A 12,860-nucleotide genomic window follows, 5' to 3' on the forward strand; every position below is an offset into this window, starting at 1 on the left:
CAGCCCCCTGGCCGATCGGAACTATGCCAACGCCCCATCGGCCAGGGGGCTGGCCTCCTACAGGTTTTGTCCCCAATGACGCGGGCAGCGAAGCCTTTGCCACAGCCCGACGCGGGCAGGGGCTTCGCGTGCAAGCACGCTCCCACAGAACAGCACGCAAGTGCCCGGGCTCGGGTTGGCTCGGGGTCCTGGTGCAGCGCGGGATGGGTAATCATCAGTAGGCCTGCCATGGCTCGACAATATGCAGGGACGCGAGCGGGACGTCGATACTCAGGAGTTTTTCCAGCGGCCAGCCCTCGTGCAGGGCGCGGATCAGGCGGATGACACCACCGTGGGCGATCACGAGGACCTGCTCCCCTTCGTTGGGCGCCAGGTCATTCCAACCGGCGACCACACGCTCGCGGAACGCCCCAAGCGACTCGCCATTGGGCGGCGCGTGATTCAGTGGATCTTCCCAGAAGCGACCCAGGGCGTTGGCCTGCGTCTCCATCAGCGCTGCCGCCGTACGGCCTTCCCAGTCGCCGAAGTCGAGTTCGGCCAGGCGTTCGTCCACGGCGAGTGGCACGCCTGCCTGCCCGGCGAACGCCTCGGCAGGCCCGAGGCATCGCATCAACGGCGAGCAGACGACGCGATCCCAGTCGGCGTCACGCGCGAGTGTCTCGCGCATTGCGTGCCAGCCTGCTTCCGTCAGCGGGACATCGCTGCCACGCCCACAAAACCCCTGGCCCGTGGTCTCGCCGTGCCGCAGCAGGCCGATGCGTGTGGCGTCCGTGCTCAACTGCCCTCTCCGCTCACACCCGCCTCGGCGAAAGTCGCCATCCCCGAATGCAGCTCGCAGGCCAAGCGCAGCAGGGGCACGGCGGTGGCCGCCCCGCTCCCCTCGCCCAGGCGCATACCGAGATCGAGCAGTGGCTCGGCCGCCAGCGCCTGCAGCAGTCGCTGGTGGCCCGGCTCCGCCGAACTGTGGGCGTAGAAGAACCACTCCGCGGTGCCCGGGCACAGGAGTTCCGCCACCAGCGCCGCCGAGGTGCTGATGAAGCCGTCCACCAGTACCGGCAACCCGATCTGTGCTGCGGCGATATAGGCGCCGGCCAGGCCAGCGATCTCGAAGCCACCCAGACAACGCAGGCTACCCAGCGCATCACCGCGCACATCGACGTGAGTGCTCAACGCCTGTTCGATCACCTCGGCCTTGTGACGCACGCCATTGGCATCCAGACCCGTGCCGGGCCCGGCCAGATCGGCCGGCGGCAGGTCCAGCAATGAACAGGCAAGTGCGGCGGCCGCCGTGGTATTGCCGATGCCCATCTCGCCACCGATGAACAGTTGCGCCCCGCCTCTTCGGGCGCGCTCGGCGCACTGGCGGCCGGCGTTCAGCGCGCGCTCCAGCTGCGCCGGCATCATCGCCGGTTCGCGGGCCAGGTTGGCGGTGCCGGGACCCAGATTGAGTTGCTGCACGCCGCTGACGGCCGGTGGCTGAGCCACGGTACCCAGGTTAATCACCTCGATGGACGCGCCCAGGTGCCGCGCCAGTACCGAGATCGCCGCACCGCCGTTCGCGAAGTTCGCGACCATCTGCGCCGTCACGGCCTGCGGGAAACGGGAAATACCCTCGGCCACAACGCCGTGGTCACCGGCGAACACCGCGATGTGCACCTGCTCCAGCGTCGGCTGGGCCACGCCCTGCATGGCGGCCAGGCGTTCGGCGATCGCCTCCAGCCGCCCGAGCGAACCCGGCGGCTTGGTCAGTTGGGCCTGCCGCTCGGCCGCTGCCTGGCGCGCCTCGGCGCTCAGGGACGCCGGCGGCACCTGCAGCCAGTCACAGTCTTCGGTCACATGTTCTCCCTATTCGATCCGTCTTCGCGGGCAAGCCCGCTCCCACAAACAAACTCGCTCCCACAAAGGCATGTGCGGCAGCCTTGTGGGAGCGGGCTTGCCCGCGAACCCTCGTCACCCTGGCCACAGCAAAGCCCGCCCTGGATCACAGAAGGTCACCCTTGAGCACATGCGGGAGACCGGCGACGGTGAGGACCACGCGGTCCATCTCGGGGGCCAGGCGCTGGTGCAGCCAGCCAGCCTCGTCGGCGAAGCGGCGGGACAGCGCATCCATGGGGGTAATGCCCATCCCCGTCTCGTTGGAGACGAACACCAGCGTGCCCGGCAGGCCCGGAATCGTCTCGATCAGGGCCTCGCGCTCGCGTTCGATCCGGGCCTCGTCATCGGTGCACAGGAGCTGGGTCAGCCACAGGGTGAGGCAATCGACCAGCAGGCACTGGCCCGGGCCAGCGGCCTGTTCCAGTGCCCGCGCCAGTCCCGTGTCCGCCTCGACCAGGCCCCAGTCGCCGGGGCGGTCGGCACGATGACGCTCGATCCGGCGCGCCATCTCGGCATCGTCGGCCCGTGCCGTGGCGACATAGGTGACCGGCCGGCCGGATTCCGCCGCCAGGCGTTCGGCCAGCCGGCTCTTCCCGGAACGCACGCCGCCCAGGACCAGGGTCTTCATGCCACCGGCTCTCCCGATTCCGCCCGCAGCAGGGTCAGTACACGCTTCATGTCCAGGTGTTCCTCCAGCGTATCCGCCAGGCGTGCAAGACCGCGTTCGCGCGCCGCGGCCAGGTCTTCTCCCTGTCCCAAACCGGCCCGCATACCCGCCCAGTGCAGCAAGGCATCGGCGGCCTCCGAACGGTCGAATACGCCATGCACGTAGGTACCGGCCACCGTACCGTCCTCGCTGCACGCGCCATCCGGCCCGTGCGCCAGATGCAGCAGCGGCTGCTCCAGTCCGGGCCCGGTCGTGATGCCCGCATGAATCTCGTAGCCTTCCACGCCTGCCTCCCGGCCCAGCACACGATCCCCGTGAACACGCTCCAGACGCTTCTCGGGGGCCAGGCGGGTCTCGATATCGAGCCAGCCAAGCCCCGGCGTGGAACCGGTCCGGCCCTCGACGCCGTCGGGGTCGTGCACGGCGCGCCCCAGCATCTGAAAGCCCCCACAGATGCCCAGCACCTTGCCACCGTAGCGCACATGCCGTTGCAGCGCGGCCTCCCAGCCCTGATCGCGCAGCCAGACGAGGTCGTCGGGCACCGACTTGGAGCCCGGCAGGATCACCAGATCCGCCGGCTGCAACGACTCGCCGGGCCCGACAAACCGCAGATCCACCGCCGGGTGCAGGCGCAGCGGGTCGAAATCGGTGTGGTTGGAGATGCGCGGCAGGGCCGGCACGACCACCTTCAGCGCATCCGTAGCCTTCTCCGGCACCGCCTCGCGCGGCAGGGCGTCCTCGGCATCCAGATAAAGCCCGTGCAGGTACGGAATCACGCCGAGCACCGGCTTGCCGGTCTCCTGTTCCAGCCAGTCCAGCCCCGGCTGCAGCAGGCTGATATCGCCGCGAAAACGATTAATGACGAAGCCCTGAACCCGCGCACGCTCGGTCTCGCTCAGAAGCGCCAACGTGCCCACCAGATGCGCGAAAACCCCGCCCCGGTCGATATCCGCGACCAGGATCACCGGGCAGTCCACCGCCTCGGCGAAGCCCATGTTGGCGATATCGCCCGCGCGCAGGTTGATTTCCGCCGGCGAGCCCGCGCCTTCCACCAGCACGTGGTCGTACTGATCGGTCAGGCGCCCGTGCGACGCCAGCACCGCCTCGCGGGCCACCGGCTTGTAGTCGTGATAGGCCCGCGCATCCAGTTCCGCCGCGGGCCGCCCGTGGATGATCACCTGCGCACCCTCGTCCGAGCTGGGCTTGAGCAGTACGGGATTCATGTCCGTATGCGGTTCCAGGCCGCAGGCGGCGGCCTGCAGGGCCTGGGCCCGGCCAATCTCGCCGCCATCGGCGGTGACGGCGCTGTTCAGCGCCATGTTCTGCGGCTTGAACGGCACCACCGACAGTCCGTGGCGATAAAGCACCCGCGCGAGCCCCGCCACCAGCACGCTCTTGCCAGCATCCGAGGTCGTCCCCTGCACCATCAGCGTCGTGCCCGTCATGCCCGCTGCAGCCCCGCTTCGAGACGCTGCCACTCGGCCGCGTCACCCGGCAGGCCAAACCGAAGACTCCCGGGCGCATCGAATCGACGCACCAGGATGCCCTGCCGGCCCAGATGGTCCTGCCAGCCCGCGGGATCCTCCACCCGGCACCACTGAAACAGCGCGGTGCCGCCGGTGGGCGCCAGCCCGTGCGCACGCAGCCGTTCCGCCAGGCGCTGGCCGCGCGCCTGCAGGAGGCTACGTGTCTCGGCCTGCCAGGCACGGTCGGTCAGCGCCCGAGTAGCAACCCAGCGCGAAGGTCCGGCGAGGCCCCATGGACCCAGTCGGGCGGCCAGCTGCGCGCGCATCGCGCCGTCGGCGATCACGAACCCGACCCGCGCGCCCGCCAGCCCGAAGAACTTGCCGAGAGAACGCAGCACCACCAGGCCTTCGCGCGGTGCGTCCTGCGCGAGACTGGCCCCCGGCGTCACATCCATGAAGGCCTCGTCCACGATCAGCCAGCCACCACGCGCGGCCAGTTCCGCATGCCAGGCCAGCAGGTCCGCACGTTCGAAGCACTGACCCGTCGGGTTATTCGGGTTGACCAGCACCAGCACGTCCAGATCGGGCAGCGCGGCGGCGATCGCCTCGCCACTCAGCGGGCGTACCGTGTGCCCGGCCTTGCGCCAGGCCCGGGCGTGCTCGTTGTAGCTGGGTTCGAGGATGCCGACGCGCGCCGAACCCGAGCGCAGCGCCGGCAACAACTGGATCGCCGCCTGCGAGCCCGCGACGGGCAGAAGGGCCGCCGTGCCGTAATAGTCAGCGGCCGCGGCCTCGAGCCCGTCGTCCGGTTCCGGCAGCCGCGCCCAGACCCGCTGCGGGACCTCGCCCACGGGATAGCCATGCGGGTTGATGCCGGTGGAGAGATCCAGCCACTCGCTTGCCGGAATGCCGTAGCGCGCAGCTGCCTGGCGCACGCCACCCCCGTGCACCTGCATGAGCGCCCGGGATTCGGGCATGGGGGCCTTCTGCCGATCAGAACAGGACAACGACAATCACCCCCATCACGATGAACGCCATCCAGATCGCCAGCGCCCGGTCCACCAGCGCCACCGCCTGGCGAATGCCCGCGGCATCGGCCAGGCGGCCCATGCCCAGACGCGGACGCCACTCGCGCTGGCCGCCATAGGGCGCCGGGCCGCCCAGCACCACGCCCAGCGCACCGGCCCCAGCGGCCATCACCGGCCCGGCATTCGGGCTCTTCCATCCGGCGGCTTGTTCACGCCAGCACTGCAATGCGTCCCGCCCGCGCCCCGCCAGGGCATAGGCCAGGGCCGTCAGACGCGCCGGGATCAGGTTCATGGCGTCATCCAGCCGCGCGGCCGCCCAGCCGAACGTGGCATACCGCTCGTTACGGTACCCCCACATCGCATCCAGGGTGTTGACCAGCCGGTAGGCCACCACGCCCGGCGCCCCGGCGACCAGGAACCAGAAGATCGTGGCAAACAGCGCATCGTTGCCGTTCTCCAGGACCGACTCGATGGTCGCCCCGCTCACCCCGCGCACGTCCAGGGCCTCCGTGTCCCGACTGACCAGCATCCCCACGCCCGTGCGGGCACCGTGCAAATCATCCGTCTCCAGGGCCCGCGCGACCACCTCGGCGTGTTCGTCCAGGCTGCGCCAGCCGATCGCCAGGGTCAGGATCGCCAGCGACAGCAACCAGCCCCAGGCCAGCGACGCCCCCAGAGCGGCCAGCGCCACCCATGGCAGGACCAGCGCCGCGAGCAGCAACGCCCCGCGCAGGCGACTGGGCGCATGCCAGCGGGACTCGGCCCAGGCCGCCAGCCGACCAAACCCGGCCAGCGGATGGAATCGCCGCGGATCGCCGAACAAGCGATCCAGGATCAGGGCGCCCATCAGGATCAGGAAGGCGCTCATGCGCTGTCGGATCCGGTCCGATCGTCCGCCCCGTTTCCGGCGCCTGCCGCATCCGGGTCGGCTGCCAGCTCGCCGGGCACGCCCCAGCGATCCTGAAAGACCAGTTCTTCCAGGGGCCGCCGGCGATCCCAGCCCGCGGTCTCCAGCATCGGCCGGTCGTAGAAACGCTCCACATGACCGAGGCACAGCACCGCCATCGGATAGCCGCCCTCCGGCATGTCCAGCTGCCGCGCCAGCCAGTCCGGATCGAACAGCGAGACCCAGCCCATGCCCAGCCCCTCCGCGCGGGCCGCCAGCCACAGGTTCTGAATCGCGCAGGCCGCCGAGCACAGGTCCATCTCCGGGAGCGTCCGGCGCCCCAGCACATAGCGTTCGCGGCCGTCGGTCAGGGCCACGACCAGCAACTCCCCCGCCTCGCGGATCCCTTCCAGCTTCAGACGGTGCACCTCCGCCGCGCGCTCCCCGCAGGCCTCGGCGGTGCGGGCCTGCTCGTCCGCGGCGTGGGCATGCAGGGCCTCGCGCAGGGCCGGGTCGGTTACCCGCAGGAAGCGCCAGGGCTGCATGTACCCGACGCTGGGGGCGCGGTGGGCGGCCTCCAGCAGCCGGCGCAGCGTAGAGCCATCCACCGGATCCGGACGGAAATGGCGCATGTCGCGGCGTTCCCCGATCACGCGATAAACCGCCTCGCGCTCGGCCGAGGCGAACGCGTTCGGATGCTCTGCTGTCGGTTTGGGGTCTGGGTTCGTCATGCGTTTCCGTCGGGGCGACGGCACGGCGAAACCACGAAGGAACGGGCACCGCAGATGGTGCCCGTGCCCTCGATCGTTGCCCGCCGCACGATCGCAGGATGCGTCATCACCAGGCCGGTCTCCGGGCTCGCGAGCGTCGGCGGCTGCCGATGCCACAGACGCCTTCCCGTGACCCGTGGGGGCACAGTGGCCAAGCCTGCGGTGTGGTTCGCCGCTCACTTACCGTTGCGGGGGCAGCGCCGGATTTGCACCGGCTTCCCGTTTCACCTGCGCATTGCAGGCACCTGATTCAAGCCGCCGTATGATACGCGTTCGGCGCGCCCCCGACCAATTTGGGCACCAAACCATCTTGCCCATGCTGCTATGATGAAACGCTTTTGCGGCTTGCGCGCACTACCGCAGACGTCCTCCATTCGACCTCGCAACAGCGCCACAACCACCGGATTTTTATGAATTTCAAGACCCTCGGACGCTCCTCCGCCCTGCTCGTCGCGACGTTGCTTTGCACCGCGCCGGCACTGGCCGACCCGGTCTCGGTGACCGACGATGACGGTCACGAGATCCGGCTGGAACAACCCGCCGAGCGTATCGTCAGCCTCGCCCCGCATATCACCGAGGTGCTGTTCGCGGTCGGGGCCGGCGACAAGCTGGTGGGCGCCACTCAGCACAGCGATTTCCCGCCGGAGGCGGAGATGCTCCCCCGCGTGGGCGGCTACAGCCGCATCGATATGGAGCGCGTCGTGCAGCTCGATCCGGACCTGGTCGTTGCCTGGCGCAGCGGAAACTCGCAATCCCAGATCGAACACCTGCGCGAGCTCGGCTTCCACGTCTACGTGTCGGAGCCCCGCAGCTTCGACGGCGTGGCCGCCAGCATGCGCCGCATGGCCCAGCTCGCCGGCACCGAGACGCAGGGCGACGAGGCGGTGCGAAGCTTCGAGGAGGCGATCGACACCCTGCGCCAGGACTACGCCGAACGCGACCCGGTACGCCTGTTCTATCAGGTGTGGGAACAGCCCCTGATGACGGTGAACGACGACCACCTGATCAGCGAGGCGATCCGCCTGTGCGGCGGGGTAAACGTATTCGGCCACCTGGATCGCCTGGTCCCGCGCATGGATCGCGAGGCGGTCATCGAGGCCGATCCGGAGGTCATCATTGGCGGCGGCATGGGCGAGGATCGCCCCGACTGGGTCATCGCCTGGACGCAATGGGAGGACATGACCGCGGTCCAGCGCGACAACCTGTTCTTCATCCCGCCGTCCCTGCTGCAGCGCCATACCCCGCGCATCGCCGAGGGCACCCGCCTGATGTGCGAGGAGCTCGAGCGGGCCCGACTCCGCCGGGTGGACTGACCCCTCGTGACCCGCGCCTTCCTCCTTGCCGCCGCGGTCCTGCTGCCGGCGTCGCTGCTGGCGGTGCTGATCGCGCTGGCCTTCGGCAGTGTCGCGATCGCGCCCGGCGACCTGCTGGCGGTGATGCTCGGCGAGGGCAGCCGCCTGCACGACACGCTGGTGCTGGAGCTGCGCCTGCCGCGCGCCCTGGCGGCCTTTGCCGCAGGCGGGTTGCTGGGTCTGGCCGGCGCGCTGATGCAGGTGCTGCTACGCAACCCGCTGGCCGACCCCTACGTGCTGGGCCTCTCCGGCGGCGCCTCCGTCGGCGCCCTGCTGGCGATGCTCGCGGGCCTGTCGATGTTTTCCGTCTCCCTGGCCGCGTTCGCCGGTGCCCTGCTGTCCACGGTGATCGTGTTCGGCCTGGCGCACGGTACCGGCAGCTGGACCCCCACGCGCCTGCTTCTGACGGGCGTGGTGGTCGCGGCGGGCTGGGGCGCCATGATCAGCTTCCTGCTCGCAGTCAGCCCCACGGCCGAGCTACCGGGCATGCTGTACTGGCTGATGGGCGATGTGTCCCACGCGCGAAACCCCTATCCCGCCTGGATCCTGCTGGTGCTGGTCGTGTTCCTCGCCCTGCCGCTGGGCCGCACGCTGAACGTGCTCGCGCGCGGCCCGATGCAGGCCGCGGCACTCGGGGTGGCGGTGCGCCCGGTGGAATGGAGCATCTATGTCGCCGCCGCGCTGATCACCGCGACCGCAGTCATGCAGGTCGGCGCGGTCGGCTTTGTCGGGCTGATCGTGCCGCACATGCTGCGCCTGGTCTTCGGCAACGACCAGCGCGTGATCCTGCCGGCCTCCGCGCTGGGCGGCGGCATCCTGCTGACCCTGGCCGACACCCTCGCCCGCACCATGATCGCCCCGGAGCAGTTGCCGGTCGGCGTAATCACCGCGATGCTGGGGGTCCCCGTGTTCCTGTTCCTGCTGTACCGGAGCCGCTGATGGCACCCCGTCCACCCATCGCCCCCGCCCACAGCCGGCCGCATGAAGCCCCGGGCCTGGGCGCGCGCAGCGTCCACCAGAAGCCGGGCCCGGATACGCTACTCGCCACCCGCGACCTGGTGATCGACATCCCGGGGCGCGCACCCGGCGCCCCGCTGGAACTGACCGTCGACCCCGGGCAGTGCTGGGGCATCCTGGGCCCCAACGGCGCGGGCAAGAGCACGCTGCTGCAAACGCTCGCCGGCCTGCGGACCGCACGCGCCGGCACCATCGAGGTCCGTGGCCAGGCAATCACCCGCCTGCCCCGCGCGGAACTGGCGCGGCGCATCGGCCTGGTCTTCCAGACCCACCACGACGGCTTCCCCGCGACGGTGCTGGAGACCGCGCTGATCGGTCGGCACCCCTACCTGCGCCCCTGGGACATCGAGACCTCCGAGGATTACGCCCGCGCCCGGGCCGCCCTGGCGGAGATGGATCTCGCCGAGCTGGAGCACCGCATGGTGGACACGCTCTCCGGGGGCGAGCGGCAGCGTCTGGCCATCGCCACCGTGCTGACCCAGGACCCCAGCCTGCTCCTGCTGGACGAGCCCACCAGTCAGCTGGACCTGCATCACCAGGTCGCCGTGCTGAACCGCGTGCAGGGCATCGTTGCCCAGGCGCACCGGGCCGCCGTACTGGTCCTGCACGACGTCAACCTGGCCGCGCGCTACTGCGACCATCTGCTCCTGCTGTTCCCCGACGGCCAGGCATGCTGGGGCCCGACCGCCACCATGCTCGTGCCCAGTGCCCTGGAACGCCTCTACAACCAGCGCCTGAGCGTAGGCGAGGTCGACGGCCTGCCCGTGTTCCTGCCGCGCAACGAGTGACCGCCATGGAATTCTTCCGCAACCTGCCCGCGACCCTGGATGCCGAAACCTTGCAGCGGCGGCTGAACGTCCCCGCCCTGCCCGCTCACAGTGATGCCATCGACACGCTGATCCAGGACAACGGTCCCGATGCCGGCGTGGTCTACTGCCTGTGGGGCGAGTTCCGGGTGCACCGCGAGGTCATCAACGGTGGCGTGCGCCTGTCCCTGCCCGACTGCCCCAACGGCCTGGCCTGGACGCTAACCACCGGGCACCCGCCCGACCCGCAGGCCGTCGTCCTGCACCTGACCATCAACCGTCAGGAACACGATCCCGATTTCATCGAGAGCCTGGAGGCGTTTGCCGATTCCTGGGATCTGTCCACCGCCTGACAAAAGGCCCCATGACGGGAAACGATGCAATTTTCTTTTCGTTTCATGGTCGGTATGGTGCAGACCTGTTGCGAAGGAGAACGCCATGAACCCGACACCGCCGGACAGCGTGAAGACCTCCCATCCCACCCAGGACGGGGCCGGGGTGAAGATTCGGCGCATCCATGACTTTCGTGGCGGGCTGGACCCCTTCCTGATGCTGGACGAGCTCAAGGCAAGCGCGCGCGAGGACTACATCGGCGGCTTTCCCGCCCACCCGCATCGCGGCTTCGAGACCCTGACCTACCTGGTCCATGGCGGCCTGACGCACGAGGACTCCATGGGCAATCAGGGCCGCGTGGAGGCCGGCGAGGCCCAGTGGATGAGCGCCGGCCGCGGCGTGATCCACTCCGAGATGCCCCTGCTCGACAGCGAGGGCCTGCACGGCTTCCAGCTGTGGGTAAACCTGCCCGCCCGGCGCAAGATGGACCCGCCGCGTTATCGCGACGTGCACGCCGACGCAATGCGCCACCTGCCGGAAGACGACGACCCGCTGCGCTTCAAGGCCATTGCCGGATCCTGGCAGACCAGTGCCGGGGATACCGAGGGCCCGCTGGCGCAGATTGGCGAAGGCGCCGCGATGGCCGACCTGACGCTGCCCGCCGGCTATCGCCTGTCGCTCGCCGTGCAGCTCGAGGACCGCGTGCTGGCCTACGTGTTCGACGGCGAGCTCATCGGCCTGCAGACCGGCCAGATGGGTGTGTGGAGCGGCCAGACCCAGATCCACTTGATCGCCCAGCAGGATGCCCGCGTGCTGCTGTTCAAGGGGCGGCCGCTGGGCGAACCGATCGCGCATTACGGCCCCTTCGTGATGAACACCTCCGACGAGATCGAACAGGCCATCAGCGACTACCAGTCCGGCCAGCTCGCCGCCGAGCCGGCCAGCATGGACTGAGCCCCGGGCCCAATCCGAGCCTGGCAGGGGCTCGCGGGCAAGCCCGCTCCCACAGTGATCTGGGCCGGGCTGCCTGTCGAAGCCATCGCTCTACCTGCAGCCCCCTGTGGGAGCCGCCGTGGCGGCGAAGCCCCCGCCCGCGTCGGCAAGGCCCCAGACCATCACCCGCTACGGCGTCGAGTCGCTGTCGTCCTCGCGCGCCCAGCCCATGGTGCGCTTCACGGCCTTCTTCCAGCCGCGGTAGTACTGTTCCCGCGTGGCCGCGTCCATCTGCGGCTCGAACACCCGGTCCAGCCCACCCTTCTGCGCCAACTCGTCACGGGTCCAGAAGCCGACCGCCAGTCCCGCGAGCCAGGCGGCCCCCAACGCGGTGGACTCGGTCACCGCCGGGCGCTCGACCTGCACCCCGAGCATGTCGGCCTGAAACTGCATCATCACGTTGTTGGCCACGGCCCCGCCGTCGACCCGCAGGGCCTTCAGCCCGATCCCGGCGTCCTGCGCCATGGCATCGATCACATCGCGTGTCTGATAGGCCAGCGCATCCAGCGTGGCGCGGGTGATGTGCTCCTTGCGCGTTCCACGGGTCAGGCCGAAGATGGCGCCGCGCGCGTACATGTCCCAGTACGGCGCACCCAGCCCGGCGAAGGCGGGCACCACGTAGACCCCGTCGGCGTCCGCCACCTTGCCCGCGTAGTACTCGGAATCCTCGGCCGCGTCGATCAGGTGAAGCTCGTCGCGCAGCCACTGGATCGCGGCCCCGGCAATAAAGATCGAGCCCTCCAGCGCGTATTCCACCCGGCCGTCCAGCGACCACGCGAGGGTGGTGAGCAAGCCGGATCGGGACTCCACCGGCGTGCCACCCGTGTTCATCAGCAGAAAACAGCCGGTCCCGTAGGTGTTCTTGGCCATGCCGGGCTCGAAACAGCCCTGACCGAACAGGGCCGCATGCTGGTCCCCCGCCACGCCGGCGATCGGGACCTCCGCGCCACCGAACATCTCGGCGCCGGTGACGCCCAGCACGCCACTGGAGTCCACCACCTCGGGCAGCATCGCGGGAGGGACCTCGAACCGCTCCAGCAGATCGGAATCCCATTCCAGGGTGTGAATGTTGAACAGCTGGGTGCGCGCGGCGTTCGTCACATCGGTCACGTGACGTTCCCCGCGGGTGAGGTTCCAGATCAGCCAGCTGTCCACGGTGCCAAAGGCGAGTTCGCCCCGTTCCGCGCGCTCGCGCGCCCCGTCCACGTGATCCAGGAGCCAGCGCAGCTTGCTGGCCGAGAAATAGGCATCCACGACCAGACCGGTACGCTCGCGCAGCAGGCCCTCGAGGCCCTGCGCCTTCAGTTCGTCGCAGAACGCGGCGGTACGCCGGTCCTGCCACACGATCGCATTGGCGATCGGCTCCCCCGTGGCGCGGTCCCATACCACCGTGGTCTCGCGCTGATTGGTGATGCCGATCGCCGCCAGCCGGGAGGGCTTGATGCCGCGGGTCTCCAGTACTTCGCGCGCCACACCGATCTGGGTGCCCCAGATCTCCATCGGGTCGTGTTCCACCCAGCCGGGTTGGGGATAGATCTGGCCGAAATCCTTCTGCGCCACGCCGACGATCGTGCCCGCGCGGTCGAACAGGATGGCCCGGCAGCTGGTGGTGCCCTGGTCCAGGGCGAGGATGTAGCGCGCGTCGCTCATGAGGGGACTCTCCCTGG

13 protein-coding genes and 1 riboswitch are annotated in these 12,860 nt (G+C 69.6%); of the genes, 5 read left to right on the top strand and 8 right to left on the bottom strand.

Annotated elements, in window-relative coordinates:
* Positions 1-214 precede the first annotated feature (214 nt).
* The 7 genes from F793_RS0102840 to bluB form a co-directional block, all read right to left on the bottom strand.
* A complete protein-coding gene (locus tag F793_RS0102840) occupies positions 215-778 on the bottom strand; it encodes a histidine phosphatase family protein (RefSeq protein ID WP_019592769.1) in 564 nt (187 codons plus the stop codon).
* On the bottom strand, positions 775-1,836 hold the full coding sequence (cobT, locus tag F793_RS0102845) for a nicotinate-nucleotide--dimethylbenzimidazole phosphoribosyltransferase (RefSeq protein WP_018882048.1): 1,062 nt from the start codon (positions 1,834-1,836) through the stop codon (positions 775-777). The genes F793_RS0102840 and cobT overlap by 4 nt, the downstream gene beginning before the upstream one ends.
* Before the next feature lie 145 nt (positions 1,837-1,981).
* Positions 1,982-2,503, bottom strand: coding sequence for a bifunctional adenosylcobinamide kinase/adenosylcobinamide-phosphate guanylyltransferase (gene cobU, locus F793_RS0102850; protein WP_018866954.1), 522 nt, complete (start codon positions 2,501-2,503; stop codon positions 1,982-1,984).
* A complete protein-coding gene (locus tag F793_RS0102855; RefSeq protein ID WP_018866955.1) occupies positions 2,500-3,987 on the bottom strand; it encodes a cobyric acid synthase in 1,488 nt (495 codons plus the stop codon). The genes cobU and F793_RS0102855 overlap by 4 nt, the downstream gene beginning before the upstream one ends.
* Positions 3,984-4,985, bottom strand: a complete 1,002-nt coding sequence (gene cobD, locus F793_RS0102860; RefSeq protein ID WP_026280839.1) for a threonine-phosphate decarboxylase CobD — start codon at positions 4,983-4,985, stop codon at positions 3,984-3,986. Before cobD ends, F793_RS0102855 begins: the two co-directional genes overlap by 4 nt.
* 16 nt (positions 4,986-5,001) lie before the next feature.
* The gene (cbiB, locus tag F793_RS0102865; protein ID WP_018882046.1) at positions 5,002-5,904 is read right to left on the bottom strand and encodes an adenosylcobinamide-phosphate synthase CbiB; all 903 of its coding nucleotides are present in this window, start codon (positions 5,902-5,904) and stop codon (positions 5,002-5,004) included.
* Positions 5,901-6,653, bottom strand: a complete 753-nt coding sequence (gene bluB, locus F793_RS0102870; RefSeq protein ID WP_018882045.1) for a 5,6-dimethylbenzimidazole synthase — start codon at positions 6,651-6,653, stop codon at positions 5,901-5,903. The genes cbiB and bluB overlap by 4 nt, the downstream gene beginning before the upstream one ends.
* A 94-nt stretch (positions 6,654-6,747) precedes the next feature.
* A riboswitch (cobalamin riboswitch) is annotated at positions 6,748-6,956 on the bottom strand.
* A gap of 146 nt (positions 6,957-7,102) precedes the next feature.
* Here bluB and F793_RS0102875 point away from each other — a divergent pair.
* From F793_RS0102875 to F793_RS0102895, 5 genes are all read left to right on the top strand, one after another.
* Positions 7,103-8,005, top strand: a complete 903-nt coding sequence (locus F793_RS0102875) for a cobalamin-binding protein (protein WP_018882044.1) — start codon at positions 7,103-7,105, stop codon at positions 8,003-8,005.
* A 6-nt stretch (positions 8,006-8,011) separates the two neighbouring features.
* Positions 8,012-8,983, top strand: a complete 972-nt coding sequence (locus tag F793_RS0102880) for an iron ABC transporter permease (protein ID WP_018866960.1) — start codon at positions 8,012-8,014, stop codon at positions 8,981-8,983.
* Positions 8,983-9,849, top strand: a complete 867-nt coding sequence (locus tag F793_RS0102885; RefSeq protein WP_018882043.1) for an ABC transporter ATP-binding protein — start codon at positions 8,983-8,985, stop codon at positions 9,847-9,849. Before F793_RS0102880 ends, F793_RS0102885 begins: the two co-directional genes overlap by 1 nt.
* A gap of 5 nt (positions 9,850-9,854) precedes the next feature.
* Complete coding sequence (locus tag F793_RS0102890) at positions 9,855-10,220, top strand: hypothetical protein (protein ID WP_018866962.1); 366 nt, start codon at positions 9,855-9,857, stop codon at positions 10,218-10,220.
* An 85-nt stretch (positions 10,221-10,305) separates the two neighbouring features.
* Complete coding sequence (locus F793_RS0102895) at positions 10,306-11,154, top strand: pirin family protein (protein WP_018866963.1); 849 nt, start codon at positions 10,306-10,308, stop codon at positions 11,152-11,154.
* 168 nt (positions 11,155-11,322) lie between these two features.
* On the opposite strand, the gene glpK is transcribed toward F793_RS0102895, so the two are convergent.
* Entirely contained in the window at positions 11,323-12,843 is a 1,521-nt protein-coding gene (gene glpK, locus F793_RS0102900) for a glycerol kinase GlpK (protein ID WP_018882042.1), read from the bottom strand.
* Between the last annotated feature and the right edge of the window lie 17 nt (positions 12,844-12,860).

Origin of the sequence: Thioalkalivibrio sp. ALE22 (assembly GCF_000381445.1) — a bacterium.
In the GTDB taxonomy this organism is placed as follows: domain Bacteria; phylum Pseudomonadota; class Gammaproteobacteria; order Ectothiorhodospirales; family Ectothiorhodospiraceae; genus Thioalkalivibrio.

Excerpts from the sequence above, each read along its gene's own strand:
- bluB (WP_018882045.1), bottom strand. The coding sequence starts at position 6,653 with ATGACGAACCCAGACCCCAAACCGACAGCAGAGCATCCGAACGCGTTC.
- F793_RS0102895 (WP_018866963.1), top strand. The coding sequence starts at position 10,306 with ATGAACCCGACACCGCCGGACAGCGTGAAGACCTCCCATCCCACCCAG.
- F793_RS0102890 (WP_018866962.1), top strand. The coding sequence starts at position 9,855 with ATGGAATTCTTCCGCAACCTGCCCGCGACCCTGGATGCCGAAACCTTG.
- glpK (WP_018882042.1), bottom strand. The coding sequence starts at position 12,843 with ATGAGCGACGCGCGCTACATCCTCGCCCTGGACCAGGGCACCACCAGC.
- F793_RS0102885 (WP_018882043.1), top strand. The coding sequence starts at position 8,983 with ATGGCACCCCGTCCACCCATCGCCCCCGCCCACAGCCGGCCGCATGAA.
- F793_RS0102855 (WP_018866955.1), bottom strand. The coding sequence starts at position 3,987 with ATGACGGGCACGACGCTGATGGTGCAGGGGACGACCTCGGATGCTGGC.
- cobD (WP_026280839.1), bottom strand. The coding sequence starts at position 4,985 with ATGCCCGAATCCCGGGCGCTCATGCAGGTGCACGGGGGTGGCGTGCGC.
- cobU (WP_018866954.1), bottom strand. The coding sequence starts at position 2,503 with ATGAAGACCCTGGTCCTGGGCGGCGTGCGTTCCGGGAAGAGCCGGCTG.
- cbiB (WP_018882046.1), bottom strand. The coding sequence starts at position 5,904 with ATGAGCGCCTTCCTGATCCTGATGGGCGCCCTGATCCTGGATCGCTTG.
- F793_RS0102875 (WP_018882044.1), top strand. The coding sequence starts at position 7,103 with ATGAATTTCAAGACCCTCGGACGCTCCTCCGCCCTGCTCGTCGCGACG.